Source organism: Streptomyces sp. Da 82-17, assembly GCF_046098215.1.
Classification (GTDB): domain Bacteria; phylum Actinomycetota; class Actinomycetes; order Streptomycetales; family Streptomycetaceae; genus Streptomyces.
Genome location: NZ_JBJURH010000024.1, coordinates 61,637 through 86,225 on the forward strand (window position 1 = coordinate 61,637; position 24,589 = coordinate 86,225).

The 24,589-nt window shown below is 71.1% G+C and carries 21 protein-coding genes; 13 read left to right on the forward strand and 8 right to left on the reverse strand.

All coding sequences use genetic code 11. The annotated features are described in order from the left end of the window. Positions 1-5 precede the first annotated feature (5 nt). Positions 6-1,652 carry a flavin monoamine oxidase family protein gene (locus ACIDOF_RS31405; protein WP_409009565.1) on the forward strand — a complete coding sequence of 549 codons (1,647 nt, stop codon included), beginning with the start codon at positions 6-8 and terminating at the stop codon, positions 1,650-1,652. A 102-nt stretch (positions 1,653-1,754) separates the two neighbouring features. Further along, a complete protein-coding gene (locus ACIDOF_RS31410) occupies positions 1,755-2,483 on the forward strand; it encodes a peptidoglycan recognition protein (RefSeq protein WP_409009566.1) in 729 nt (242 codons plus the stop codon). A 26-nt stretch (positions 2,484-2,509) separates the two neighbouring features. Here the strand turns inward: ACIDOF_RS31410 and polX are convergent, their stop codons facing one another. Next, a complete protein-coding gene (polX, locus tag ACIDOF_RS31415; RefSeq protein WP_409009567.1) occupies positions 2,510-4,270 on the reverse strand; it encodes a DNA polymerase/3'-5' exonuclease PolX in 1,761 nt (586 codons plus the stop codon). A 145-nt stretch (positions 4,271-4,415) separates the two neighbouring features. On the opposite strand from polX, the gene ACIDOF_RS31420 reads away from it, so the two are divergent. After that, positions 4,416-6,935, forward strand: coding sequence for a SpoIIE family protein phosphatase (locus ACIDOF_RS31420; protein ID WP_409009568.1), 2,520 nt, complete (start codon positions 4,416-4,418; stop codon positions 6,933-6,935). On the opposite strand, the gene ACIDOF_RS31425 is transcribed toward ACIDOF_RS31420, so the two are convergent. After that, positions 6,930-7,379, reverse strand: coding sequence for a nucleoside deaminase (locus ACIDOF_RS31425; protein WP_409009569.1), 450 nt, complete (start codon positions 7,377-7,379; stop codon positions 6,930-6,932). The genes ACIDOF_RS31420 and ACIDOF_RS31425 overlap by 6 nt on opposite strands. 315 nt (positions 7,380-7,694) lie before the next feature. Here ACIDOF_RS31425 and ACIDOF_RS31430 point away from each other — a divergent pair, with 315 nt between their 5' ends. From ACIDOF_RS31430 to ACIDOF_RS31440, 3 genes are all read left to right on the forward strand, one after another. Beyond that, positions 7,695-8,399, forward strand: coding sequence for a VanZ family protein (locus tag ACIDOF_RS31430; RefSeq protein ID WP_409009570.1), 705 nt, complete (start codon positions 7,695-7,697; stop codon positions 8,397-8,399). Positions 8,400-8,640: 241 nt separating this feature from the next. Further along, positions 8,641-9,315, forward strand: a complete 675-nt coding sequence (locus ACIDOF_RS31435) for a response regulator transcription factor (protein ID WP_409009571.1) — start codon at positions 8,641-8,643, stop codon at positions 9,313-9,315. Next, on the forward strand, positions 9,308-10,426 hold the full coding sequence (locus ACIDOF_RS31440; protein ID WP_409009572.1) for a sensor histidine kinase: 1,119 nt from the start codon (positions 9,308-9,310) through the stop codon (positions 10,424-10,426). Before ACIDOF_RS31435 ends, ACIDOF_RS31440 begins: the two co-directional genes overlap by 8 nt. Before the next feature lie 90 nt (positions 10,427-10,516). Here ACIDOF_RS31440 and ACIDOF_RS31445 read toward each other — a convergent pair whose 3' ends face one another. The 5 genes from ACIDOF_RS31445 to ACIDOF_RS31465 all read right to left on the reverse strand — a co-directional run bounded on the left by ACIDOF_RS31445 (position 10,517) and on the right by ACIDOF_RS31465 (position 16,796). Continuing rightward, positions 10,517-12,157, reverse strand: a complete 1,641-nt coding sequence (locus ACIDOF_RS31445; protein ID WP_409009573.1) for a glycoside hydrolase family 13 protein — start codon at positions 12,155-12,157, stop codon at positions 10,517-10,519. Between the two features lie 62 nt (positions 12,158-12,219). Then, positions 12,220-13,053, reverse strand: a complete 834-nt coding sequence (locus ACIDOF_RS31450) for a carbohydrate ABC transporter permease (RefSeq protein WP_409009574.1) — start codon at positions 13,051-13,053, stop codon at positions 12,220-12,222. Next, positions 13,050-13,973 carry a carbohydrate ABC transporter permease gene (locus ACIDOF_RS31455; RefSeq protein ID WP_409009575.1) on the reverse strand — a complete coding sequence of 308 codons (924 nt, stop codon included), beginning with the start codon at positions 13,971-13,973 and terminating at the stop codon, positions 13,050-13,052. The genes ACIDOF_RS31450 and ACIDOF_RS31455 overlap by 4 nt, the downstream gene beginning before the upstream one ends. Positions 13,974-14,184: 211 nt before the next feature. Then, positions 14,185-15,498: an ABC transporter substrate-binding protein gene (locus ACIDOF_RS31460; protein ID WP_409009576.1), complete on the reverse strand. Its 1,314-nt coding sequence runs from the start codon at positions 15,496-15,498 to the stop codon at positions 14,185-14,187. A gap of 134 nt (positions 15,499-15,632) precedes the next feature. Further along, the gene (locus ACIDOF_RS31465) at positions 15,633-16,796 is read right to left on the reverse strand and encodes an ABC transporter ATP-binding protein (protein WP_409009577.1); all 1,164 of its coding nucleotides are present in this window, start codon (positions 16,794-16,796) and stop codon (positions 15,633-15,635) included. A 357-nt stretch (positions 16,797-17,153) separates the two neighbouring features. Here ACIDOF_RS31465 and ACIDOF_RS31470 point away from each other — a divergent pair, with 357 nt between their 5' ends. Further along, entirely contained in the window at positions 17,154-18,230 is a 1,077-nt protein-coding gene (locus ACIDOF_RS31470) for a LacI family DNA-binding transcriptional regulator (protein ID WP_409009578.1), read from the forward strand. A 54-nt stretch (positions 18,231-18,284) separates the two neighbouring features. On the opposite strand, the gene ACIDOF_RS31475 is transcribed toward ACIDOF_RS31470, so the two are convergent. Further along, a complete protein-coding gene (locus ACIDOF_RS31475) occupies positions 18,285-18,707 on the reverse strand; it encodes a secondary thiamine-phosphate synthase enzyme YjbQ (RefSeq protein ID WP_409009579.1) in 423 nt (140 codons plus the stop codon). Between the two features lie 155 nt (positions 18,708-18,862). On the opposite strand from ACIDOF_RS31475, the gene ACIDOF_RS31480 reads away from it, so the two are divergent. The 6 genes from ACIDOF_RS31480 to ACIDOF_RS31505 all read left to right on the forward strand — a co-directional run bounded on the left by ACIDOF_RS31480 (position 18,863) and on the right by ACIDOF_RS31505 (position 24,561). Further along, positions 18,863-18,946, forward strand: coding sequence for a putative leader peptide (locus ACIDOF_RS31480; RefSeq protein WP_349817350.1), 84 nt, complete (start codon positions 18,863-18,865; stop codon positions 18,944-18,946). A 256-nt stretch (positions 18,947-19,202) separates the two neighbouring features. Beyond that, positions 19,203-20,084, forward strand: a complete 882-nt coding sequence (locus tag ACIDOF_RS31485) for an ABC transporter permease (protein WP_409009580.1) — start codon at positions 19,203-19,205, stop codon at positions 20,082-20,084. Next, positions 20,057-20,872, forward strand: a complete 816-nt coding sequence (locus ACIDOF_RS31490; protein WP_409009581.1) for an ABC transporter ATP-binding protein — start codon at positions 20,057-20,059, stop codon at positions 20,870-20,872. The genes ACIDOF_RS31485 and ACIDOF_RS31490 overlap by 28 nt, the downstream gene beginning before the upstream one ends. 39 nt (positions 20,873-20,911) lie before the next feature. Beyond that, complete coding sequence (locus tag ACIDOF_RS31495; RefSeq protein ID WP_409009582.1) at positions 20,912-22,000, forward strand: ABC transporter substrate-binding protein; 1,089 nt, start codon at positions 20,912-20,914, stop codon at positions 21,998-22,000. Beyond that, a complete protein-coding gene (locus ACIDOF_RS31500) occupies positions 22,000-23,208 on the forward strand; it encodes an LLM class flavin-dependent oxidoreductase (RefSeq protein ID WP_409009583.1) in 1,209 nt (402 codons plus the stop codon). The genes ACIDOF_RS31495 and ACIDOF_RS31500 overlap by 1 nt, the downstream gene beginning before the upstream one ends. 219 nt (positions 23,209-23,427) lie before the next feature. Beyond that, a complete protein-coding gene (locus tag ACIDOF_RS31505) occupies positions 23,428-24,561 on the forward strand; it encodes an NAD(P)-binding domain-containing protein (protein WP_409009625.1) in 1,134 nt (377 codons plus the stop codon). Positions 24,562-24,589 lie beyond the last annotated feature (28 nt).

Below are 24,589 nucleotides of genomic sequence, written 5' to 3' on the forward strand. Positions count from 1 at the left end.
CTCCCGTGTCTCGTACTCACCCCATGCACGCGTTGAAGCGACTGGCAGCAGAGCACGGCGCGGCCCGGCGCCTCGGGATCCCCGTCGCGGAACTCCGCGGCGCCGCGGCAGCCCAGGCGGCGCCGCCGGGCCGCCGGGCCGTCCTCAAGGGCGCCGCCGCGGCGGGCCTCGCGGTCGGCGCGGGCGTCGCCTCGGCGCCGCGGGCGAGAGCCGCCACGCCCCGGGCCGCGGGCGCCGCACCCCGCATAGCCGTCGTAGGAGCCGGGATAGCGGGCCTGACCGCCGCGCTCACGCTCCACGACGCGGGCCTCGACTGCACGCTCTACGAGGCGAACCCGGACCGCGTCGGCGGCCGCATGTACACCCAGCGCGACCACTGGGCGTACGGGCAGACCTCCGAGATCGGCGGCGAGCTGATCGACACCAGCCACAAGAAGATCCTGGAGCTGTGCCGCCGCTTCGGCCTGCCCGTCGAGGACTTCCTCGGCGGCGGCCCGCAGGGAGCCGAGGAGATCCTCTGGTTCAACGGCGGCTACTATCCGCGCGCCCAGGCCGACGAGGACTTCAAGGCGGTCTACCAACTCCTGCACCGCGACCTGTCGGAGGCGGGCGAGGTGATGTGGAACCAGACCACACCGGCCGGCACCGCCCTCGACAACATGTCGATCTACGAGTGGATCGAGTCACGCGTCCCCGGCGGCCACGACTCCCCGCTCGGCCGCTGGTTCGACGTCGCCTACAACGTCGAGTACGGCGCCGACACCACCCTGCAGTCGTCCCTCGCCCTCGTCCTGCTGATGGGCTACCAGACCAATCCGGGCCACTTCAACATCTGGGGCCTGTCCAACGAGCGGTACCACATCGTCGGCGGCAACGACCAACTCCCGCGCGCCATCGCCGACTTCCTGCCCGCCGGCACCCTGCGCCCCGGCTGCGCCCTGACCGCCGTACGCGCCAACGCCGACGGCACGCACACCCTCACGTACACCGAGGCCGGCGCGACCCGCACGGCCACCGCCGACCACACGATCCTGTGCGTGCCGCTGCCGGTGCTCAAGGAACTCGACCTCAGCCGGGCCGGGTTGGACCCCCGCATGACGAACCTGCTGCGCGACGCCCGCATGGGCCACTGCACCAAGCTCAACATGCAGTTCTCAAGCCGCCCCTGGCGCGGCACCGGCCCCTGGCCCGGCGTCAGCGCGGGCGACTGCTTCACCGACGCCGACTTCCAGCAGACCTGGGACACCACCAAGATCCAGCCCGGCACGGGCGGCATCCTCATCCAGTACGGCGGCGGCAGCCTCGCGGAGTCCCTCTCCCCCGCGGGCCCGTTCAACGTCGAGACCGACCCGTACGTACGCGGCCTCGCCGGCCGCTACCTCGCCCAGATCGACCAGGTCTTCCCCGGCACCTCGACCGCCTGGACGGGCAAGGCGCAACTCTCCGCCTGGCACAAGAACCCGTACGCCCGCGGCGCCTACTCCTACTGGCCCGTCGGCTACCTCCACCGCTACGCCGGCTACGAGGGCACCCCGCAGGGCAACCTCCACATCGCCGGCGAACACTGCTCGTACGACTTCCAGGGCTTCATGGAGGGCGGGGCGACGGAGGGGGAACGGGCTGCTCGGGGGGTGATCGGGAAGGTGGTGTAGCGGCGGTGGCCCGGGGCGGGGCGCACCGGCGGGGGCGGCCGCCGGTGAGCCCGGCCAGTCCTCCCACCTGCGAGTGACGCCGGGCGGTCGCAGAATAGTTCGATGTGGTCCCGTCGGATGCTGCTGGGTGCCGGGGTCGTGGTGACGGCTCTGCTCGTGCTGCAGGACGCACCGACCCGGCACACCCGTCCCGAGCCCAGGCCCGAGTCCGTCGCCGTCGGACCGGCCGCGCCTCGGCCCGCGATCGTCGCCCGCAAGGCATGGCGGGCCGACGAGAGGCTGGTCAAGGAGCGGCCGACGCAGTCGGGGCCGGTGAACGCGGTCTTCGTCCATCACACCGGGCATTCCAACGACTACGACTGCGCCGACGTCCCGCGCATGCTGCGGGAGATGCAGCGGGCGCACGTGCAGGGCGAGGGGTGGGACGACATGGGCTACAACTTCGTCGTCGACCGCTGCGGAACCATCTACGAGGGCCGGGCCGGCAGCATCGGACGCCCGATACACGGCGCGCACACCAAGGGGTTCAACGCCGGCACCATCGGCATCGCGGCGCTCGGCACCTTCGACGCGGGTACGAAGGTGCCGCCCGCGCTGGAGGCCGCGCTCGCGAAGGTCGCCGCGTGGAAGCTGAAGCCGGGCGTCGACGCCCGAGGCACGGTCCGGCTCGTCTCGACGAACGACGAGAGCCTCTTCAAGAAGGGCGAGGCGGCCCGGCTGCACGTCATCTCCGGCCATCGCGACAGCTTCCACACCAATTGCCCCGGCGACGCCCTGTACGGACGGCTGCCCGCCATCAGGGACGCCGTGGCCTCGCTGCGGAAGGACTGAGGCGCGTACGGGCCCCTCCGGGGGCGTCAGCCGTGGGGTTCACGGCGGGCGGTTCTGCCCTTGCGCAGGAAGCGTTCCAGGCGGGTCCACGGCCAGGTGTTGATCACGTCGTCCGTGGTGAGCCAGCCGCGCTGCGCCATGCCGACGCCGTAGCGCATGTTGGCCAGGTGGCGTACGGAGTGGGCGTCGCTGTCGACGGCGAACTTCACGCCGTGCCGCCGGGCCCGCAGGATGTCCTCGTCGCGCAGGTCGAGGCGGGCGGGGTGGCCGTTGATCTCCAGGGCGGTGCCGGTGCGCGCGCACGCGGCGAAGATCTCGTCGAGGTCGGCGTCGACGGGCGGCCGCTTGCCGATGATGCGAGTGGTGGGGTGGCCGATGACGTTGACGTGCGGGTTCTCGCAGGCCCGTACGATCCGCCTGGTCAGCGCCTCGCGGCCCTGGTTGAAGTGCGAGTGCACCGAGGCCACGCACACGTCGAACCCGGCGAGGAACTCCGCCGGCCAGTCCACCTCGCCGTTCGTGTCGATGTTCAGCTCCACGCCGTGCAGCAGCCGCAGGCCCCTGCCGCCTCTGCCGCGCCGGGTTCTGTCGAGTTCCCGTACGCGCTCGCGCTGGGCCAGGATCCGCTCGTCGGTCATCCGCTGCATGACGAGGTCCGGGCCGTGGTCGGTGATCGCGTAGTAGGCGTAGCCGCGCTCCGCGGCCGCGGCGATCATCTCCTCCAGCGAGGCGAGGCCGTCGGTGAGGTCGGTGTGGGTGTGCAGGTCGCCGCGGATGTCCTGTTCCTCGACCAGTGCGGGCAGCTCGTCGTGCAGCCCGGCCTCGATCTCGCCGCGGTCCTCGCGCAGGGTGGGCGGGATCCACGGCAGGCCGAGCCGGGCGTACACCTCCTCCTCGGTCTCGGAGACGATCTTCTCCTCGGTCTCGGTGTCGAACAGCCCGTACTCGGAGAGCTTGAGCTTCTGGTGGACGGCCAGTTCGCGGGTGCGGATGTTGTGCGCCTTGGAGCCGGTGAAGTACTGCAGCGCCGCGCCCCAGGAGTCCGGCGGCACGACCCGCAGGTCGGCCTGGGGGCCTTTGGCGGTGCGGATCGACGTCTTCTTGCTGCCGTGCACGATGACCTCCGAGACGTACGGCAGCTCCGTGAACGCCCGCATCAGCGGCGCGGAGGCGTCGGCCGCGGCGAGCACGTCGATGTCGCCGATCGTCTCGCGGAAGCGGCGCAGCGACCCCGCGTGCGTGCAGCGCAGGCAGCCGGTCACCTGCGACAGCGCGGTGACGAGGTCGTCGGCGAGGTCGGTGGCGGTGTCGAGCAGGACCCGCTCTCCGGCGGACTGGAGGAGTTCGATGCCGTGGAGGATGTTCTCCTCCGTCTTCGGCCCGAAGCCCTTCAGGTCGCGCAGCCGTTCCTCGTGGATGGCGTCGGCCAGCTCCTCGACGGAGGCGATGCCCAGCTCCTCGTACAGGAGGAAGGCCTTCTTCGGGCCGAGCATGGGGATGGCCGTGAGGCGCCGGACGCCGTCGGGGATCTTCGCCCGCAGCTCCTCGACCGCGGCCACGCTGCCGCTGCCGAAGTACTCGACGACCTTGTCGGCGATCGACTTGCCGACGTTGGGGATCTCCCGCAGGCCCTTGGCGTCGAGGGTGGACACGTCGGTGTGGTGGCCGCCGATCGAGCGGGCGGCCTTCTCGTAGACGCGCGCCCGGTAGGCCTCTCCGCCGGTGATCGAGATCAGGTCCGCGTACTCCCGGAGCAGCTCCGCGACCTCGTCGTTGGAACGAGTCATGCCGTACGGGTAGGCAGGCGACGCCGGTTCATGCATGCGCGGCCTTCGGACCCGGCGGGGCGTACGGCGGAGTGGGCGCACCACGGTTGTGCGCGTCCCGGGGACGGCTGATTCTGTAGGGGATGAACAGGGCTGATGTGGCGCGATGACGGCATCGAACGCGGAGCAGAGCGCCGAGTTTCGTGGTCCGCTCGACGTCACCAGGGCCGCCACGGTGGTCGTCGACGCCCAGGACACGGTCATCGGCTGGAGCCCGGCGGCGGAGCGGCTCCTCGGCTACGGGTCGCAGGAGGCCGTCGGCCGGGCCCTGGACGCGTTCCTGTCGTTCCCGTTCCCGTTCCCGGACCCGGCGGTCTCGTCGGACGCGGCGGTCTCCCCGGACCCGGCGGCTTCCGCGGACGCTGCGGGCTCCCCGGACCCGGCGGTGTCTGTCGAGCCGATGCCGTCGGCCGGCCCGCTCCCCGTGTCCTTCCTGGGGAACGCGATCGGGGTCGCCCGGCGCCGGGACGGGCGTGAGCTGGTCGTCGCCACCGCGATGTGTCCCCTGCCGGGCGCCGGGTCGGCGGCGCGCGTCCTCGTCGCGACGGAGCTGCAGGAGCTCCGGCTGTGGGAGTCCCGTCTCGCGCTGCTGCGCGGACTGGCCGCGCAGTCGCCCCTCGGCCTGGCCATCTACGACGCCGAACTGCGCCTGACCTGGTGCAACACGATGTTCGAGCGCGAGATAGGGCGGCCGTTCAGCGAGTTCCGCGGGCTGCGGGCGGACGAGCTGTACTCCGACGGCAGGTTCGTGACCACCGGGCATCCGCCCACGCTCGACGCGGTCATGCATCACGTCCTCGACACCGGCGAGCCGTTCGTCGACCTGCACTTCCAGGGACGGCCGCCCAGCGACCCGGAGACGGAGCACGTCTGGTCCTGCGCCTACTACCGGCTCCAGGACGCCGACGGGCACGTGATCGGCGTGTGCGAGGACGCCTTCGACATCTCCGACCGCTACAAGGCGCAGCAGCGGCTCGCCCTGCTCGTCGAGGCGGGCCGCGGCATCGGAACGGCCCTGGACGTACGGGCCACCGCCGAGAAGATCACCGAGGTCGCGGTGCCGGACTTCGCGGAGACGGTGACGGTCGACCTAGCGCCGGAAGTTCTGGAGGGGGAGGTTCCGACTGCGGGCGGGGCTTCGGCGGTCTCTCTGGTGCGGGTCGCGTGGCGTTCGGCCGGGCCACCGCCTCCACCTCCTCCAGCTCCTCCGCCTCCTTCCCCGGGCTCGGCCGTGGAGTACCCGCCCGGCTCGCCGCAGTACCGCAGCCTCTCCTCCGGCGGGCTCGTGCTCGACGACACGACCCTGGTCGTGCCGCTGCGGGCCGGGCACAGCACGCTCGGGCTCGTCACGTTCATGCGCGGCGCCGGAGCGCCCACCTTCGACGGCGGCGAGGTGGCGCTGGCCGACGAGCTGGCCGCGCGTACGGCCGTGTCCGTCGACAACGCCCGCCGCTACACCCGCGAGCGCACCGCCTCCCTGACCCTGCAGCGGCAACTGCTGCCGCAGCACGTGCCGGAGCAGTCCGCGGTCGACCTGGCCTACCGCTATCTGCCGTCGGACGACATGACGGGCGTGGGCGGTGACTGGTTCGACGTCATCCCGCTGTCCGGTACGCGGGTCGGGCTCGTCGTCGGGGACGTGGTCGGCCACGGCCTGGAGGCGGCGGCGACCATGGGCCGGTTGCGTACGACGGTACGGGCGTTCGCCCAGATGGACCTGGACCCCGTGGAAGTGCTGTCCCGGCTGGACGACCTCGTGGCGCAGTCCGTGGAGGAGCAGTGGGGCGAGCCGGGCATGCCCGACGGGTCCCGCGCCGACGTGACGACCGGCGCGACCTGCCTGTACGCGGTCTACGACCCGGTGTCCAGGCGCTGCGTCATGGCCAGGGCGGGGCATCTGCCGCCGGTGGTCGTCGACCCCGAGGGGCGGCTGTCGTTCCCGCTGCTGCCGGCGGGGCCGCCGCTGGGCGTCGGGGGCCTGCCGTTCGAGTCGACGGAGATCGAACTTCCGGTGGGCAGCCTCCTCGCGCTGTTCACCGACGGTCTGGTCGAGACCCGCGAGCGCGACATCGATCACGGGCTCGACATCCTGGGGCAGGTGCTCACCGACCGGAACGCGTCGCTGGAGGCGCTGTGCGACCGGGCCGTGGCGGAGCTCCTGCCGGGCGGCTCGGCCACCGACGACACCGCGCTGCTGCTCGTACGTACCCGCGAGCTCGACGCCTCGCAGGTCACCGAGTGGGAGCTGCCGGCGGAACGGGTCGCCGCGGGCCGCGCCCGGGACCTGGCCACGCGGCAGCTGCACGACTGGGGGCTCGAAGAGCTGTCCTTCGCGACCGAGCTCGTCGTCAGCGAGCTGGTGACCAACGCGGTGCGGTACGCGGAAGGTCCGATCCAGGTACGCCTCATCCGGGACCGCACCCTGCTCTGCGAGGTCGCCGACCGGGGCCACACCTCACCCCACCTGCGGCACAGCGGGGAGGACGACGAGGGCGGGCGCGGCCTGTTCATCGTCGCGCAGCTCGTCCAGCGGTGGGGAACGCGCTACACCCGCTCCGGCAAGACCATCTGGACCGAACAGGCCCTTCCCGGGGAGCCGGGCGGAACGGAGCCCGGGGCGCTATGACGTACCGATGTCCTCCCGCCACAGCTCCGGGTGGGCGGCGATGAAGTCCCGCATCAGCTCGGCGCACTCGTCGAGATCGAGGACCACCACCTCCACGCCGTGGCTGCGCAGCAGATCCTCGCTGGTCGAGAACGTGCGGTTCTCGCCGACGACGACGCGGGGAATCCCGTAGAGCAGCACCGCTCCCGCGCAGAGGAAGCACGGTGACAGCGTGGTGAACAGGGTCGTCCGCCGGTACACGGAGGCCGGCTGCCGGCCGGCCCGTTCCAGACAGTCGATCTCGGCGTGCCGGGTCGGACTCGCCTGCTGGACGCGGCGGTTGCGTCCGACGGCCAGCACCTCGTCCTGCGAAACGAGTGCGGCGCCGATCGGGATTCCGCCCTCGGCGGCGCCGAGGCGTGCCTGTTCGATCGCGTGCCGCATGAATGCGTCGAACTCGGACACTGGAGCCTCCCGGTGGACCCGCTCGCCGGATGAAGTGAATCGCTGCGCAGCAGAATTCTGCACCCCGCGGGCCTCCGGTGAGCGGCCCGCGGGCCGTGGTTCGCGGGTAGGGCGGGTAGGTCTGCGGCGTCGCGGAACACGCTCATCCGCAACGTCCGTGCCCCTCCCCCGCTCCACGCGTCGGGCCATCGGGCGGCAACTCCGAGGATTCCCGCCGCAGTTCCTCTTCGCCGGTCCCGACGCCGCCGCTGTGTATCGCGGGTGTATGGAAAATCGCATACGCCCCGGCAACACCTCTTCCTCTTCAGTGGAGGCATGAACCACAAAACGTCATCCTCGTCACCAGCCCTGCGCGCGTACCGGATCGTGCTCGTCACCCTGGCCGCCCTTGGGCTGGCGTTCGCCGTTTTCGTGCTGCGGCGGGCGTTCGTGGGGTCCTTCCGGATGGTCGGCCACCTGGGGTGGGAGGGCTTGTTCAGCACGTGGAACGGTGTGGGGCTCCTGACCCTGGGCGCCTTGCCGTTGTCCGCGCTGGCGGTGTGGTGGACGGCGCAGCGGCGGAGGGCCGCCGGCGTCCCGTCGGCGTGGCGGATGTCGGTGGCCGAGGTCGGCCTCGTCCACGGAACGGTGCCGTGGGTCATCATCACCCTGCAGCCCGGCGCCCGGGCCGGTGAAGTTCCCGGCACGTTGAGCCTCGTACCGCTGCGCGACCTGCTCACGATGGACACCGGCCAGATCGTCGGGAACCTGCTGGTCTTCGCCGCGCTGGGGTTCCTCGCCCCGCAGCGGTTCACGGCGCTGGCGTCGGTGCCGCGGGTCCTGGGCCTCGCGGCGGGCTGCTCGGTCCTGATCGAAATCGCGCAGTACGTCCTGCAGTTGGACCGGGTGTCCTCGGTGGACGACGTTCTGCTCAACGCCTCCGGCGCCGCACTGGCCGCGCTGGCGTCGCGCCCCTGGTGGCGGACGGCGACCGGGGCGCCTTCGGAGCGGCCACGACCGGCCCTCGCGTCTACGCGCTGAGCCTCGGGTCTCCGGTCGCCGGTCTCCGGTCGCTGGTCTCCGGTCGCCCGTCTTCGGTCGCCGGTCTCTCGACGCCGGTCGTCTGTCTCTGGTCTCCTGCCGCCTGCCTTCCGGTCCGAGGCCCGCCCGGGGAGGCGCCCCGGGTGTCCGCGCACCCGGCTGCCCGGCTGCCCGGCTGCCCCGGTTCCGAATGCCCGATTTGCATACGTCGGCGATATGCCGTGCTGCCTACGCTTGCGGGATGCGCGTGCTAATCGTGGAGGACGAGCCCCATCTGGCCGAGGCCGTCCGTGACGGTCTCCGGCTGGAGGCGATCGCCGCCGACATCGCCTACGACGGCGACTCCGCCCTGCGGCTCCTCAGCCTCAACTCGTACGACCTGGCGGTCCTCGACCGCAACATCCCCGGGCCCTCCGGCGACGAGATCGCCCGGCACATCGTCGACTCCGGGAGCGGCATCCCGATCCTCATGCTCACCGCCGCCGACCGGATCGACGACAAGGCGTCCGGGTTCGGGCTGGGCGCCGACGACTACCTCACCAAACCGTTCGAGCTGCGCGAGCTCGTCCTGCGGCTGAGGGCGCTCGACCGCAGGCGCGCGCATGCCCGGCCGCCGGTCCGCGAGATCGCGGGGCTCCGTCTCGACCCGTTCCGCCGGGAGGTCCACCGCGACGGACGGTTCGTCGCACTGACCCGGAAGCAGTTCGCCGTACTCGAAGTGCTCGTGGCCGCCGAGGGCGGTGTCGTCAGCGCCGAGGAGCTGTTGGAGCGGGCCTGGGACGAGCATGCCGATCCGTTCACGAACGCCGTACGCATCACCGTCTCCGCCCTGCGCAAGCGGCTCGGCGAGCCCTGGATCATCGCGACGGTGCCCGGGGTGGGCTACCGCATCGACACCGGCCGTACGCATGCCTAGCCGCCCGCGGTTCAGTGCCCGGCTGAAACTCGCCCTCAGTTACGCCGGGTTCCTCTTCGTCGCGGGCGCTGCGATGCTGGCCGTGATCTGGGTGTTCGTGCTGCGCTGGCTGACCGACCAGGACGCCGATGCCGTCCGGAGGTCGGGCGAGTTCCCGGCCGACGGCGTGCTCATCGTCCTCGGGCCCAGCCGGGCCGCGGTCATGCGGGACTTCGTGCCCGCCGCGGCCACCGTGATCGTCTTCCTGCTGGTGTTCGGCCTCGTCGGAGGGTGGATCCTGGCCGGACGGATGCTCGCGCCGCTGGACCGGATCGCGGACGCGGCACGGCTGGCCGCCGGCGGTTCCCTCTCCCACCGGATCCGTATGGAGGGCCGCGTGGACGAATTCCGCGACGTCGCCGACGAGTTCGACACGATGCTCGGGCAACTCGAATCCCACGTGGCCGAACAGCGGAGGTTCGCCGCGAACGCCTCCCACGAACTGCGTACGCCCCTGGCCGTCACGAAGTCGCTCCTCGACCTCGCCCGCCGGGACCCCGCACACGACCGGGAGGAGCTCCTCGAACGCCTCCACGCGGCCAACACCCGGGCGATCGAACTCACCGAGGCCCTCCTGCTGCTCAGCCGCAGCGACGGCAGGCACGTCCCGCGTGAGCACGTCGACCTCTCCCTCCTCGCCGAGGAGGCCGCCGAAACGCTGCTCCCCTCGGCCGAACGGCGCGGTGTCGGACTCGACGTCACCGGCGGGACCGCGCACACGGTCGGCTCCGCGGAGCTTCTCCTGCGGATGGTGACGAACCTCGTCCAGAACGCCGTCGCCCACAACCTCCCCACCGGCGGCACCGTGACGGTCCACACCGCGTCCCAGGACGGCGCGAGCGTGCTGCGGGTCGAGAACACCGGGCCTCCACTCCCGCCGGAACTGGTGCCAACCCTCACGGAACCCTTCCAGCGCGGCACGGAACGCGTACGCACCGACGATCACGCGGGCGTCGGCCTCGGGCTGGCCATCGTGCACAGCATCGTCCGAGCCCACGACGGGACCCTCGACCTCACCCCCCGCCCCACCGGCGGCCTCGTCGTCACGGTCCGCCTTCCCGGCACGCCGTAGCCGCCGACACCGGTCGCCGGAGGGGAGGGTCCTCCGGCGACCGGCGTCGGGGTCAGCGGCCCGGCAGCGGGGAGAGTGCGGCGCCTTCGCTCACCGTGCGAGCCACGCCGCGGTGTCGGGGGCCAGCCGACCGTCCTCCAAGTGGCCGCTGGCCAGCAGCACCGACTCGTGCTCCGGCAGCTCGTACGGTTCGGAGGACAGGTTGACGACGCAGGTGAAGCCCGGCTCGCGGGTGAAGGCGAGCACACCGGCCGGGGCGTCCAGCCAGGTGAGGTCGCCCTCGCCGAGCGCAGGCAGCTCACGGCGGAGCTTCAGACTGCGGCGGTAGAGCTCCAGCATCGAATTCTCGTCGCCGGTCTGCGCCTCGACACTGTGGTCCTTCCACAGCGCGGGCTGGGGCAGCCAGGGCTCGCCGGTGGCGCCCTCCGGGCTGAAGCCGTACGGGGCGGTCTCGCCGGACCACGGGATCGGCACGCGGCAGCCGTCCCGGCCCCGGTCGGTGTGGCCGGAGCGCTCCCAGCACGGGTCCTGCAGCACTTCGTCGGGCAGGTCCTCCACCTCCGGCAGGCCCAGTTCCTCGCCCTGGTAGACGTACGCACCGCCGGGCAGGGAGAGCATCAGCAGGGCTGCCGCGCGGGCCCGCCGGGTGCCGAGCTCGAAGTCGAGCGGGCCCTCGGGCCGGTAGACCTCGTTGGCGACCCACTTCTTGGTCGTCCTGCGGCCGAAGCGGCTGGGGTGGCGGCACACGTCGTGGTTGGAGAGCACCCAGGTGGCCGGAGCGCCGACCGCGCCGAGACTGCCCAGCGAGCGGTCGATGACCTCGCGCAGGTCCTCGGCATCCCAACTGGCCATCAGGAAGTCGAAGTTGAACGCCGTGTGCAGGCCGTCCCGGCGGACGTACCTGGCGAGCCGCTCGGGGTCGGGCGCCCACGCCTCGGCGACGAACTTGCGGTCGCCGGAGAACTCGTCGGCCACCCGCCGCCACGCGCGGTAGATCTCGTGCACCTCGTCACGGTCCCAGTGCGGGTGGTCCACCGGCTCGTGGGAGGCGGGGCCGGCCGCGTCCCGGCGGGGCGGCAGGTCGGGCAGCTCGGGGTGCTTGATGAGGCCGTGCGCCACGTCGATACGGAAGCCGTCCACGCCGCGGCTGAACCAGAACCGCAGGATGTCCTCGAACTCCGCGCGCACCTCGGGGTGTTCCCAGTTGAGGTCCGGCTGCTTGGCGTCGAACAGGTGCAGGTACCACTGGCCGTCCGGCAGCCGGGTCCAGGCGGGGCCGCCGAAGCAGGACACCCAGTCGTTGGGGGCCTCTTCGCCGTTCTCGCCGCGCCCGTCCCGGAAGACGTACCGGTCCCGCTCCGGGCTGCCGGGGCCGGCGGCCAACGCCGCCTGGAACCAGGCGTGTTCGTCGGAGGTGTGGTTGGGAACGATGTCGGGGATGACCCGCAGGCCGTGCTGGTGCGCCTCCTCGATCAGCGCCTCCGCCTCGGCCACGCTGCCGAACAGCGGGTCGATCTCCCGGAAGTCCGCCACGTCGTAACCGTGGTCGGCCTGCGGCGACTTGTACCACGGGTTGATCCAAATGGCATCGACGCCGAGGGACTTCAGGTACGGGAGGCGGGAGCGGATACCGGCGATGTCACCGACGCCGTCGCCGTTCGCGTCGGCGAAGCTGCGGATGTAGACCTGGTAGATGACGGCGTCGCGCCACCACGGTGCGGTGTTGGACATGGTGCTGCGCACTCCTGTGGGTGAGTAGTGATGCGAGGTTGCGGGGCCTCGCTGCGGAAGGGCTACTTCGCGGCGCCGGCGGTGAGGCCGGCGACGATGCGGCGCTGGAAGACCAGGACCAGGACCACCAGTGGGACGGTGACGAGGACGCCGGCGGCCATCTGGCTGCCGAAGGGGGTCTCGAACTGGCTGGCGCCGGAGAACTTGGAGATCGCGACGGGCGCGGTCTGCATCTCCTGCTTGTTGGTCATGGTCAGGGCGATGAGGAACTCGTTCCACGCGGCGATGAACGTGATGATCGCGGTGGTGAAGATGCCCGGCGCGGCGAGCGGCAGGATGACCTTGCGGAAGGCCTGGCCGCGGGTGCAGCCGTCGACCATGGCGGCGTGCTCCAGCTCGTCGGGCATCTGCCGGAAGAAGGTGGTCAGATTCCATACCGCCAATGGCAGGGCGAAGGACATCGAGGGCACGATCATGGCCTGGTACGTGTTGATCCAGCCGATGTCGGTGAACGTCTTCAGCAGCGGCACCACGATCGAGACCACCGGGAACATCGAGGTGGCGATGATCGCGGTGAGCACCACGCGCTTGAACCGGAAGTTCAGTCGGGCCATGGCATAGGCGGTGAGGGTCGCCAGCACGAGGGCGGCCGCGGTGGTCACGCCGGCCACGACGACGCTGTTGAGCAGCGCCCGGGTGAAGCCGTGGGCGGGGTCGATGACCGCCAGGTAGTTCTCCAGCGAAAACGCGCTGGGCCAGGCCGAGTTGTCGAAGATGTCGGAGGTGCGGCGGAGGCTGGAGACCAGCATCCAGTAGAACGGGGCCATGCAGTAGCCGACGACCAGGGCGATACCGGCGTACGACAGCCACTTGCGCCAGTTCAGGGAGAGAGTCATGCCGTCACCTCCGTGCGGCGGCGCGCCGGGAGGGCCTTGCGGCGACGCGGGGAGCCGTCGCCGTCTCCCACGACGTCGGCGCCGAGCAGCCGGACGAAGGCCAGCGCGATGAGGAAGACGTAGACGAACAGGATCACGGCGTAGGCAGCGGCGGGGCCGAAGCGGACGTTGGAGGCCTCGTCCTGGGCGAGCATGGACAGGGTTTCCACCGAGTGCTTCTGGGCGCCGATGAGGATGTAGGGCAGGTCGAACATGCGCAGCGCGTCCAGGGTGCGGAACAGGACCGCGACCAGCAGAGCGGGCTTGACCAGCGGCAGGGTGACGTTCCAGAACTGGCGGAGCGCGCCGGCGCCGTCGATCCGGGCCGCCTCGTAGACCTCCTTGGGGATCACCTGAAGGCCGGCGAGGACGAGGAGACCGATGAAGGGGGCGGTCTTCCACACCTCGGCGATGATGACGGCGAGTTGGGCCTGGACGCCTTCGGTGGTCCACAGGATCTGCTCGCCGAGGACGGCGTTGGCGACGCCGTCGCTGTTGAAGATCCAGCGCCACAGCAGGCCGGAGATGGCGGTGGGGACCGCCCAGGGCACCAGGATGCCGGCGCGCACCAGGGAGCGGCCCTTGAACGCCTTGTGCATGATCAGCGCCATCGCCACGCCGATCAGGGTCTCCAGGACGACCGTGGTGACGGTGAAGAAGGTGGTGTTGTAGAAGGCGTTCCAGAAGCGGTCGCCGGCCTCCCCGCTGAAGACAGCGGTGTAGTTGTCGAGGCCGACGAACGGCTCGGTCTCGCTGACGAAACCGGTCTCCGGGTCCAACCCGGCCTCGCCGAACAGGGAGTCCTTCAGCGCCACCATCGTCGGGAACAGCACGACCAGGGTGAGCACCAGCATCGTCGGCGACACCAGCAAGGCCGCCACCCGGCCCGCCCCCGACGTCGCCCGGGACCGCCGACGCCGATGCTTCGGCGGTGCCGACGCCTCGGCGGACGCGCCGCCCCGGTCGGTGCCGTGGGCACGGCCCTCCGGTCCGGCGCCCGGCTGCTCCACTGCTGCGCCCGTTCCATCTGTTCTGTCCCTACGGTCCGAGGCGGAGCCCGAGGGGATGGGTGTCTTCACCACGAGGGGCTCCTCACTGCGCCGCGGTCGTCCGAAGGGCCTTCCGGAGTTCCTCCTGAAGGTCCTTCAGTGCCTGGTCACTGCTCTTGGCGCCGGTCAGCGCCGCGTACGCCTCCTGTTGGATCGCCTTGCTGGTGTCGCCGTACTGGACGACGCGGGGCCGCGGCTCGGCCCGGAGGATCGATTCCTTGAGCACCGGCAGGTACGGGTACTTCTTCACCAGCTCCTCGTCCTCGTAGAGGCTCGCGTAGGCCGGTGCCAGGGAACCCTTCTCCAGGTTCTTGCGGGAGTTCTCGGCGTTGGAGAAGAACTTCATGAAGTCGAGGGCGGTGGCCTTGTTCCGCGCATGGCTCGACAGCGCCAGGTTGTGGCCGCCCAGGCTGGAGGAGCCGGGACCGTCCAGTCCTGGCAGCGGCGCGACATCGAACTTCCCGGCGACCCTGCTGGAGCCGTCGTCCTTGGCGGCCGCCGTGTACACGTAGGGCCAGTTGCGTTCGAAGATCACCTGGCCGTTCTGGAAGGCGCGGCGGCCGTCCTCCTCCTGGTAGGTGATGGAGTCCTTCGAGATCGTGCCGTCCTTGAAGGAGCCGGCCAGGAAGTCCAGGCCCTGCTCGGCCTCGGGGGTGTCGACGTCCGGCTGCCCCTTCGCGTCGGTGACCACGCCGCCCGCGGAGTGCACCGCCTCCGCGAAGTTGACCGTCAGGCCCTCGTACTTCTGGAACTGCCCGGTGTAACAGGACATCTTCCGGGCCTCGGGCAGCTTCCTCACCTTGGCGCAGGCTTCCTTCATCGCCGCCCAGGTGACCGGCGGCTCGTCGACGCCGGCCTTCCTCAGCAGGTCGCTGCGGTAGTAGAGCAGGCCGCCGTCCGAGTCGCGCGGTATCGCGTACTGACCGCCGCGGTACCGCCCCGTCTCGACCGCCGGCTTCACCATCCTGTCCAGCGGGAACTCGTCCTCAGGCAGCCGGTCGACCCATCGGTGGGCGGCGAACTCCGAGGTCCACACGGCGTCGAGGGACAGCACCGTGTAGGCGTCGGACTTCGTCTCCGCGTTCTGAATCATCTGCCGGCGCTGCGAGTCGGGGTCCGTCGGCAGCTGGACGAAGGTGACCTTCTCCTTCGGGTGCTGCTTGTTCCACGCGTCGAGAACCGGTTGGACGGTGCCGCTGACGTCCTTGCCCGCGACGTACGTGATGGGGCCGCGCCCCTCGAACGAGCCGACGTTCTGGGCGGGCCCGCCGCCGGACGAACCGCAGGCGGTCGTGAACAGCCCGGCGGCGAGGACGGCGGCCGAGCACTGTGTTGCTCTGGTCGTCGAGGTCTTCATCGGTTGTTTCTCCTGGTCGTGCGGGACGGGAGGGGATACGGGGTGGGAGGTGGGCTGAGGGGTGCGGTCGGCCGACCCGTCGCCGGTCAGTGCCTGGCGATGCGCGGACCGGCGCCGGTCAGTCGGTCCGTCGGTCAGTCGGTGGCGATCCGCCGACCGGTCCTGGCGGAGAAGAAGTAGCCGCCGCCGGGGCGGATGCGGAGGCTGATCCGCTCGCCCTTGGCGGGTGCGTTCCGGGGGTCGACCCGCGCGATGATCTGCCCCTCGGAACCGGTGCCGAGTCCGGCCGGGGCGAGGGCGGAGCCTCGGGTGTTGGTGCCGGTGCCGGTGCCGGTGCCGGTGCCGTCGAGCGTTCCGTACGCGTACGCCTCCGCCCCGAGCTCCTCCACCATCGCCACGGACATGCTCAACGCCCTCTCGTCGGCGCCGACCTGCTCCAACGCCTCCGGCCGGAAGCCGAAGACGATGCTGTCGCTGTCCTCGTGCGCGGCGGCGGCGAGGACCCGACGGCTGAGCGGCAGGTGGGCGCCGCCGATCCGCACACCGTCGTCCTCGATGCGGACCGTGGTGAGGTTCATGGTGGGAGAGCCGATGAAGGAGGCCACGAAGACGTTGTCCGGCTCTTCATAGAGCGTCCGTGGCGCGGCGCACTGCTGGAGCAGGCCGTTCTTGAGTACGGCGACCCGGTCGCCCATCGTCATCGCCTCGACCTGGTCGTGGGTGACGTACACGGTCGTCGTGGCCAACCGCCGCTGCAGGGCGGCGATTTCGGTACGGGTCTGCGTGCGCAGCTTGGCGTCCAGGTTCGACAGCGGCTCGTCCATCAGGAAGACCCGCGGCTCGCGGACGATCGCCCGACCCATGGCCACCCGCTGCCGCTGACCGCCGGACAGCGCCTTCGGCTTGCGCTCGAGGAAGGGCTCGAGGTCCAGGATCCGGGCCGCCTCCCGCACCCGTCGGCGTATCTCGTCCTTGGACGTGCCGGCGACCTTCAGGGCGAAGCCCATGTTGTCGCCGACGGACATGTGCGGATAGAGCGCGTAGTTCTGGAACACCATGGCGATGTCCCGGTCCTTCGGCGGCAGATGCGTGACGTCGCGCTCGCCGATACGGATCACCCCGTCCGAGACGTCCTCCAGCCCTGCCAGCATCCGCAGGCTGGTGGACTTGCCGCACCCCGACGGGCCGACGAGCACCAGGAACTCGCCGTCGGCGATGTCCAGGCTCAGCGCGTCCACGGCCGGCCGATCCGCGTCTGGATAACGTCTGGTGGCCTTCTCGTAACTGACTGTGGCCATACGGGACCTCATCCCTTCACCGGCGGGGACGCCGGACGGTATGGAGGGGCGTTCAGTACAGAGGGGGGCGACAGCTGATGAATGCGCTGTCATGACTGCTCAGCTGCGAGAATCCACAGCTCATTGCCACTGAGGGCCGCTCCGCGTGGGTGACGTGAGCCCTTTCGAGATAGCGATTTCAAGCTAGGAGGACACATTGCGGAAGTCAATGCGTTACGCCGAAGTAATCTGCAGGCCATTTAGCCCGAAATACCCCCTTTGAAGGGGAGGTGAAGAGAACTATGGAGCCGCGATCCTCCATGACAGCGCTGTCACAATGATGCCGTCGAGGTCGCTCGCCTGTGCTAACGTCCGCTCATGCCAGCACCCCAACGGCACCCCACCATGGCCGACGTCGCCGAACGGGCCGGGGTCTCGCCCTCCACCGTCTCGCGCACCCTGCGCGGCCTCTCCTCCGTCTCGCCGGAGGTGCGGGCCCGGGTCGAAACGGCCGCCAGGGAACTGAACTTCGCGGTTTCCCGGCAGGCCGCGAGCCTGGTCACCGGCAAGACCGGTCGGGTCGCGGTCCTCGTGCCCATGCTCAACTCATGGTTCATCGGCTCGGCGTTGGACAGCCTGGGGCCGGTCCTGCGTACGGCGGGCATGGACCTGGTCGTCTACGTCGTCCCGGACATGACCGAGCGCGCCGTCTTCTTCGACCGCCTTCCGGCCCGCCGGAACGCCGACGCGTTGCTGGTCTTCACCTTCGACCTCAGCGACGAGGAGAGCGCGCGCCTCGACAGCCTCGGCATGCCGGTCGTCTACGTCAGCCAGTACGCCGAGGGCCGACCGAGCGTGTACATCGACGACGTGGCCGGTGCACGCCGCGGGACGCAGCATCTGCTCAACCTCGGACACCGCCGTATCGCCTTCGCGCAGACCGTCGGCCCCGCCGGTTTCACGTTCAGCTCTCGCGAACGGCTGACCGGCTATCAGCAGGCGCTGACCGAAGCGGGGATCCCGCTGGACGACGATCTCGTGGTCGCCGCACCCGTCGGGGACGAACGCCTCGTCACGCAGGCGGTCGGAGACCTCCTCAGCCTTCGGGAACCACCCACTGCGATCTTCGCCGAGCAGGACGAGCACGCCACCTCGATCGTCTCGACCCTGCGCAGGGCCGGTGTCGAGGTGCCCGGGAGGATGTCCGTCATCGGGTTCGACGACCACCAGATCGCCAAGTGGTGGGACCTGTCGACGATCGCCCAGTCACCCGCGGACATCGGTCACGCCGCGGGCGAGCTGGTCTGTTCCCTCATGAACGACCCCGACGCCGAGCAGTCGCGGCACATCGTCCTCCCCACCCACCTGATCCCCCGGGGCACCACCGCGCCGCCCTTCCAAGCCGAGGCACAGCCCACGGGCGACGGGAGCGCGGAACGCGGAACGCACGGGTAGCACGCGCGCAGTTCAGGCACGCGCACCCGGCAGTCCCGTCGAGCCGAGGCTCGGTCAGCCGAGAAAGCTCAACCGCACCTGCCGGTCGGGGTTGTCCCTGTTCGTGTCGACCAGGCACACCGACTGCCAAGTCCCCAGCTCCATACGCCCGTTGACGACCGGCAGCGTCGCGTGGGGCGGCACCAGGGCCGGGAGGACGTGGTCGCGGCCGTGGCCGGGGGTGCCGTGGGCGTGCTGCCAGCGGTTGTCGGCGGGGAGGAGGGTGTGGAGGGCGGCGAGGAGGTCGTCGTCGCTGCCCGCGCCCGTCTCGATGACCGCGATGCCGGCGGTGGCGTGCGGCACGAAGATGTTCAGGAGGCCGTCGCGCCCGCCCGCCGCCTCGGCGAGGAATCGCTCGCAGTCACGGGTGAGGTCGACGACTCGTTCGGTGGTGCCGGTCGTGAGGTTCAGGACGTGCGTGGTGAAGGAATCGGACATGCCGCCATCGTCGCGCACGTCGCGGCCGTACGCCCGATGACCTCACCGCGAGCCCTCCCCCGGCCTCGGCCTCTGCCTCGGTCTCGGCCGCTTCGTACGTCCGCAGTACGAGACACCGTTGACCGTACGTGGACCGGCTCGCTACGTTCTGCGGCATGTTGCGTTCTGCACTGCTCACCACGCGCGGTCACATCGACCTGCTGCGGGTGGCCTCCGCCGCCTGTCGCCGCGGCTGCTGACGTTCCCTTTCGGTTCGTCGGCCTTCTCGCTTTCCCTTCTCTTCTTTCCTTTCCTTCACGCCCCTCCCTCAGTGTGAGTTCTGAGTAGGGGTCAGTTCCCGGCTGCTGCCGTCCGTCGTGGTGCCGTCGTCCCGCGATGTCGCGTGTCTCGTCGTGTCGATATCGCGATGTCTCGGTGTGTCGGCATGTCTCTACATCGGTACGTCGGTACGTCGGTCCATCGGCTCGCCGCCGGTTCCTCCCCCGGAGCATCCCCATGACCATCGACCATGCCCCGCCTCCGTCCAGCACCTCGCCCTCGACAACCCCGGCCCCGGCCCTCCCTGCCCTCGCCCTCGAACCCCTCCCCTCCTCCGGCCGTCGCCGTGCCGCCCTCCGTGTGCCGCGCTGGCTGCGGCGTACCACCGGGCCCCTTCTGCTGTTGCTCGTCTGGCAACTGGCCAGCGCCACCGGGCTGTTGACGGCCGACGTGCTCGCCTCGCCCGGGACGATCGCCGGGGTCGCCCGTGACCTGGTCGCCGACGGGTCGCTGACCTCCGCCATGGGCGTGTCCGTGCAGCGGGTCGCGCTCGGGTTGGTGTTCGGGACTGTCATCGGAACCGTGCTCGCGCTCCTCGCGGGGCTGTTCCGGGTCGGCGAGGACCTCGTCGACGCCAGCGTGCAGATGCTGCGGACCGTGCCGTTCGTCGGCCTGATTCCGCTGTTCATCATCTGGTTCGGGATCGGTGAGGCGCCGAAGGTCGCGATCATCACGCTCGGCGTGACGTTCCCGCTCTATCTGAACGTGTACGCCGGAATCCGCGGTGTCGACGCCCAGTTGATCGAGGCCGGGCAGTCGCTCGGGCTGTCACGGTGGGGGCTCGTACGGCATGTCGTGCTGCCGGGCGCGCTGCCCGGGGCGATGACCGGGCTGCGGTTCTCGCTCGGCGTGGCGTGGCTCGCGCTGGTCTTCGCCGAGCAGGTCAACGCCGACTCCGGCATCGGTTTCCTGATGGTGCAGGCGCGGGACTTCCTGCGGACGGACGTGATCGTCGTCTGCCTGATCGTCTACGCGTTCCTCGGCCTGCTCGCCGACTTCGTCGTCCGTACCCTCGAAAGGCTGTTGCTGCAATGGCGACCGACGTTCACCGGGCAGTGAGCCCGCCCGCCCCCGAGGCACCCGCCCCCGAGGCACCCGCGTCCGCGAGGTCCGCCCCCTCCTTCGTCGCAGGCTCCGAGGCCGTACGCGTGCGCGGCTTGTCCCGTACGTTCGACGGACGCCGGGTCATCGACGAGCTCGACCTCACCGTGCGCGCCGGGGAGTTCGTCGCGCTGCTGGGGCGGAGCGGATGCGGCAAGTCCACGCTCCTGAAGATCCTCGCCGGGCTCGACCGGGACGTCGACGGCGCCGTGTTCGTGCCGCGACGCAAGGCCACCGCGTTCCAGGCGCCGCGTCTGATGCCGTGGAAGAAGGTCTGGCGCAACGTTCTGCTCGGCCTGCCCGGCAAGCCCGAACGGGCCGTCGCCGAGCGGGCGTTGGCGGAGGTCGGCCTCGATCACCGCGTAGACGCATGGCCGAAGACGCTCTCCGGGGGCGAGGCCCAGCGCGCCTCCCTCGCCCGTGCCCTCGTACGCGAACCCGATCTGCTGCTGCTCGACGAGCCGTTCGGCGCCCTCGACGCGCTCACCCGGATCAAGGCGCAGCGGCTCGTCGGCGAACTGTGGCAGCGGCGCGGCTGCGCGGTGCTGCTCGTCACGCACGACGTGGAGGAGGCGGTGCTGCTCGCCGACCGCGTGCTCGTCATGGACGACGGCGTGATCGCCCACGAGACCGAGATCGACCTGCCGCGTCCCCGCGACATCTCCGACCCCGGTTTCGCCCGACTCCGCGCCCACCTCCTCGACCACCTGGGCGTCGAAGCCCCGGATCACGCCGCCGAAGTGTGACCTCCCGAGCCCCACGTCAGCCGAAGGAACGGAATTCCCATGCCACGACCAGCTCCACGTCCCCGCGTACGCCGCCGGGCGCTCCTGCCCGCCGCCCTGCTCCTCCCCCTCCTCCTCTCCGCCTGCTCCGGGGCGTCGTCCGCCGCGAGCTCCACGGGCGGTACGGCGGCTGCCGGGCAGGGCGCCGTCGACGGCAAAGGCTCGCTGACGCTCAACGTCGGGGACCAGAAGGGCGGTTCGCGGGCCGTGCTCGCCGCGGCCGGGGAGCTGAAGGGCCTCGACTACAAGATCAAGTGGTCCACGTTCAGCTCCGGCCCGCCGCTGCTCGAAGCGGTCAACGCGCAGGCCGTCGACATCGGCGCCGTCGGCAACACCCCGCCGGTCTTCGCCGCGGGCGCCGGCTCGAAGATCACGGTGGTCGCCGCGACGCACGGCACCGCGTACGGGGAGACCGTGCTCGTGCCGAACGGCTCGCCGCTGAAGCGGGCGGAGCAGCTCAAGGGCCGGTCGATCGCCGTCGCCCAGGGCAGCTCCGCCCACTTCCAGCTGATCGCGTCGCTGAAGAAGGCCGGGCTCACCCTCGACGACGTACACGTGAAGTATCTGCAGCCCGCCGACGCGCTCGCCGCGTTCACCGGCGGCAAGGTGGACGCGTGGGCGGTGTGGGATCCGTACACCTCGCAGGTCCTGGAGGCGAAGCAGGGGCGGGTCCTCACCGACGGGCAAGGCGTGGTGAACGGGCTCAACTTTCAGGTCGCTGCGCCGAGTTCACTGAAGGACAAGAAGAAGACCGCGGCCATCGACGACTATCTGCTGCGGCTGCGCCGCGCCCAGGACTGGGTGTTCGAGCACCCCGAGGCCTGGGCGAAGGTGTGGGCGAAGGACACAGGTCTGCCGTACGAGGTGGCGCTCGCGGCCGTGAAGCGGAGCAACGGCACGCGGGTGCCGGTCGCCGTCGACGAGAACGTGGTGGCGTCCGAGCAGGAGATCGTCGACACCTTCGCCAAGCTCGACCTGATCCCGCGGCGCGTCGCGTTCGAGGACTTCGTCGACCGGCGCTTCAACGGCGACCTGCCGCCCTCCACGACTCCGGCCCGCAGCTACAAGAGCGACGAGAAGAGCTCCTGATGACCGTTCACCTGCACTGGTTCCTGCCGACCGGCGGCGACGGGCGCACCCTCGTCGACCGGCACGCCTACACCGACGGCGGCATCCGCCGCGAGCGGATCACTCCGGTGAGCGGGGTGCGCGCACCCGACATCGAGTATCTGGCGCAGATCGCGAAGGCGGCCGAACAGCTGGGCTTCGAGGCGGTGTTGACGCCCACGGGCACGTGGTGCGAGGACGCCTGGCTGACGACGGTGGCGCTCGCGCAGCACACCGAGCGGCTGAAGTTCCTGGTCGCGTTCCGGCCGGGCGTGATCTCGCCGGTGCTCGCGGCCCAGATGGCGGCCACGTACCAGCGCATCACCCGCGGTCGGCTGCTCCTGAACGTCGTGACGGGCGGCGACTCGACCGAGCAGCGGCGCTTCGGCGACCACCTCGACCACGACCGGCGGTACGCGCGGACCGACGAGTTCCTGTCCGTGGTGCGCGGCGTGTGGCAGGGCAAGCCGTTCGACTTCGCCGGGGAGCACTACCAGGTGGAGGGCGGGCTCACCGCGCTGCCGCCCGACCCGCTGCCGGAGATCTTCTTCGGCGGCTCGTCGGCGGCGGCCGGGCCGGTCGCGGCGCGGCACTCCGACGTGTACCTGACGTGGGGCGAACCACCCGCCGCCGTCAAGGAGAAGATCGACTGGATTCGAGGGCTCGCGGAGGCGAAGGGGCGCACGGTGCGCTTCGGCATCCGCCTGCACAGCATCTCGCGCGACTCCTCCGCCGAGGCATGGCGTACGGCGAACCGGCTCCTCGACGACCTCGACCCGGAGACCGTCGCGACGGCCCAACAGGCCCTGGGCAGAAGCGAGTCGGTGGGCCAGCAACGGATGCTGGCGCTGCACGGCGGCTCGCGCGACCGGCTGGAGATCGCGCCGAACCTGTGGGCGGGCGTGGGGCTGGTGCGCGGCGGCGCGGGCACGGCCCTGGTCGGCAGCCACGCCGAGGTCGCCGACCGGATCGAGGAGTACCACGCGCTCGGCGTCGACCATTTCGTCCTCTCCGGTTATCCGCACCTGGAGGAGGCGTACTGGTTCGGCGAGGGCGTCATCCCCGAACTCGCCGGCCGCGGCCTCCTCCCCCGCGTACCCGCCTCGCCGCTCCTCGGCGTCCCGGCAGCGAACGGCCGCCCGGCCTCGGCCCCGGGCGGGGCTCCGTTGCTGGTGGCGGGCGGGCGTTGAGGTTGCTCCGCGGAACCGGCGGCCCCTAACCGTGCGGGCTCGGGGGCCGTCAGCGGGCAGACCAGGACCGGGAAGATTCCCAGGCCCGCACGAGTTAGTAGAAACGTGAACCACATCGAGGCACACACAGCGACTGACGCGGTACGGGCGGAGACGGTTCGGGCGCAGTCAGCGACGGACGCGGTACGGGCGCACGCGGCGACCGGCCCGGTACGGAACGTGCAGGTCGTCGTGGTGGGCGCCGGGCAGGCAGGCCTGTCCGCCGCCCACCACCTGCGGCGCACCGGCTTCGAACCCGACCGCGACTTCGTCGTCCTCGACCACTCCCCGCACCCCGGCGGCGCCTGGCAGTTCCGCTGGCCGAGCCTCACCTACGGCCGCGTCCACGGCATGCACGCGCTCCCCGGCATGAACCTGACCGGCGCCGACCCGCAGCGGCCGTCCTCCGAGGTCATCGGCGAGTACTTCACGACGTACGAGGAGACCTTCGACCTGCGCGTACACCGGCCCGTGGACGTGCGCGCCGTCCGCGAGGGCGACGACGGACTGCTGCTCGTCGACAGTTCGGAGGGCACGTACGCGACCCGCGCCCTGATCAACGCGACCGGCACCTGGGACCGGCCGTTCTGGCCGCGCTACCCGGGGCAGGAGCTGTTCCGCGGGCGCCAGCTGCACACCGCCCAGTACCCGGGACCGCAGGAGTTCGCCGGTCAGCGCGTGATCGTCGTCGGCGGCGGCACGTCCGCCGTGCAGCATCTGCTCGAGATCGCTCCGTTCGCCGCGGACACGACGTGGGTCACGCGCCGCGAACCGGTCTTCCGCGGCGACGAGTTCGGCGAGGAGCAGGGCCGCGCTGCCGTGGCCCTCGTGGAGGAACGCGTCCGCGACGGCCTTCCCCCGCGCAGCGTCGTCTCGGTCACGGGCCTTCCCCTGAACGAGGCCGTCCGCAAGGGCCTCGCCGACGGCACCTTGGACCGGCTCCCGATGTTCGACCGGATCACCGCGGACGGCGTGGCCTGGGCCGACGGTCGCGAGGTGAAGGCCGACGTGATCCTGTGGGCCACCGGCTTCCGCCCGGTCATCGACCACCTCGCGCCCCTGCGGCTGCGCGAACCGGGCGGCGGCATCCGCCTCGACGGCACCCGCGCGTCCCGCGACCCGCGCATCCACCTGGTCGGCTACGGCCCCTCGGCCAGCACCATCGGCGCCAACCGCGCGGGCCGGGCGGCGGTACGGGAGATCCGTCAACTGCTCGCGGAGGGGCGCGGGTTGAGGAGCGGAGCGACCGTGGGTGGCGCGGCCGGGGCCGGGGTCGGGGTCGGCGGCGTGGGCGCCGACCACTCGACGGTCTGACTGGGGCCGGCGCAGGGCATTGCGCCGA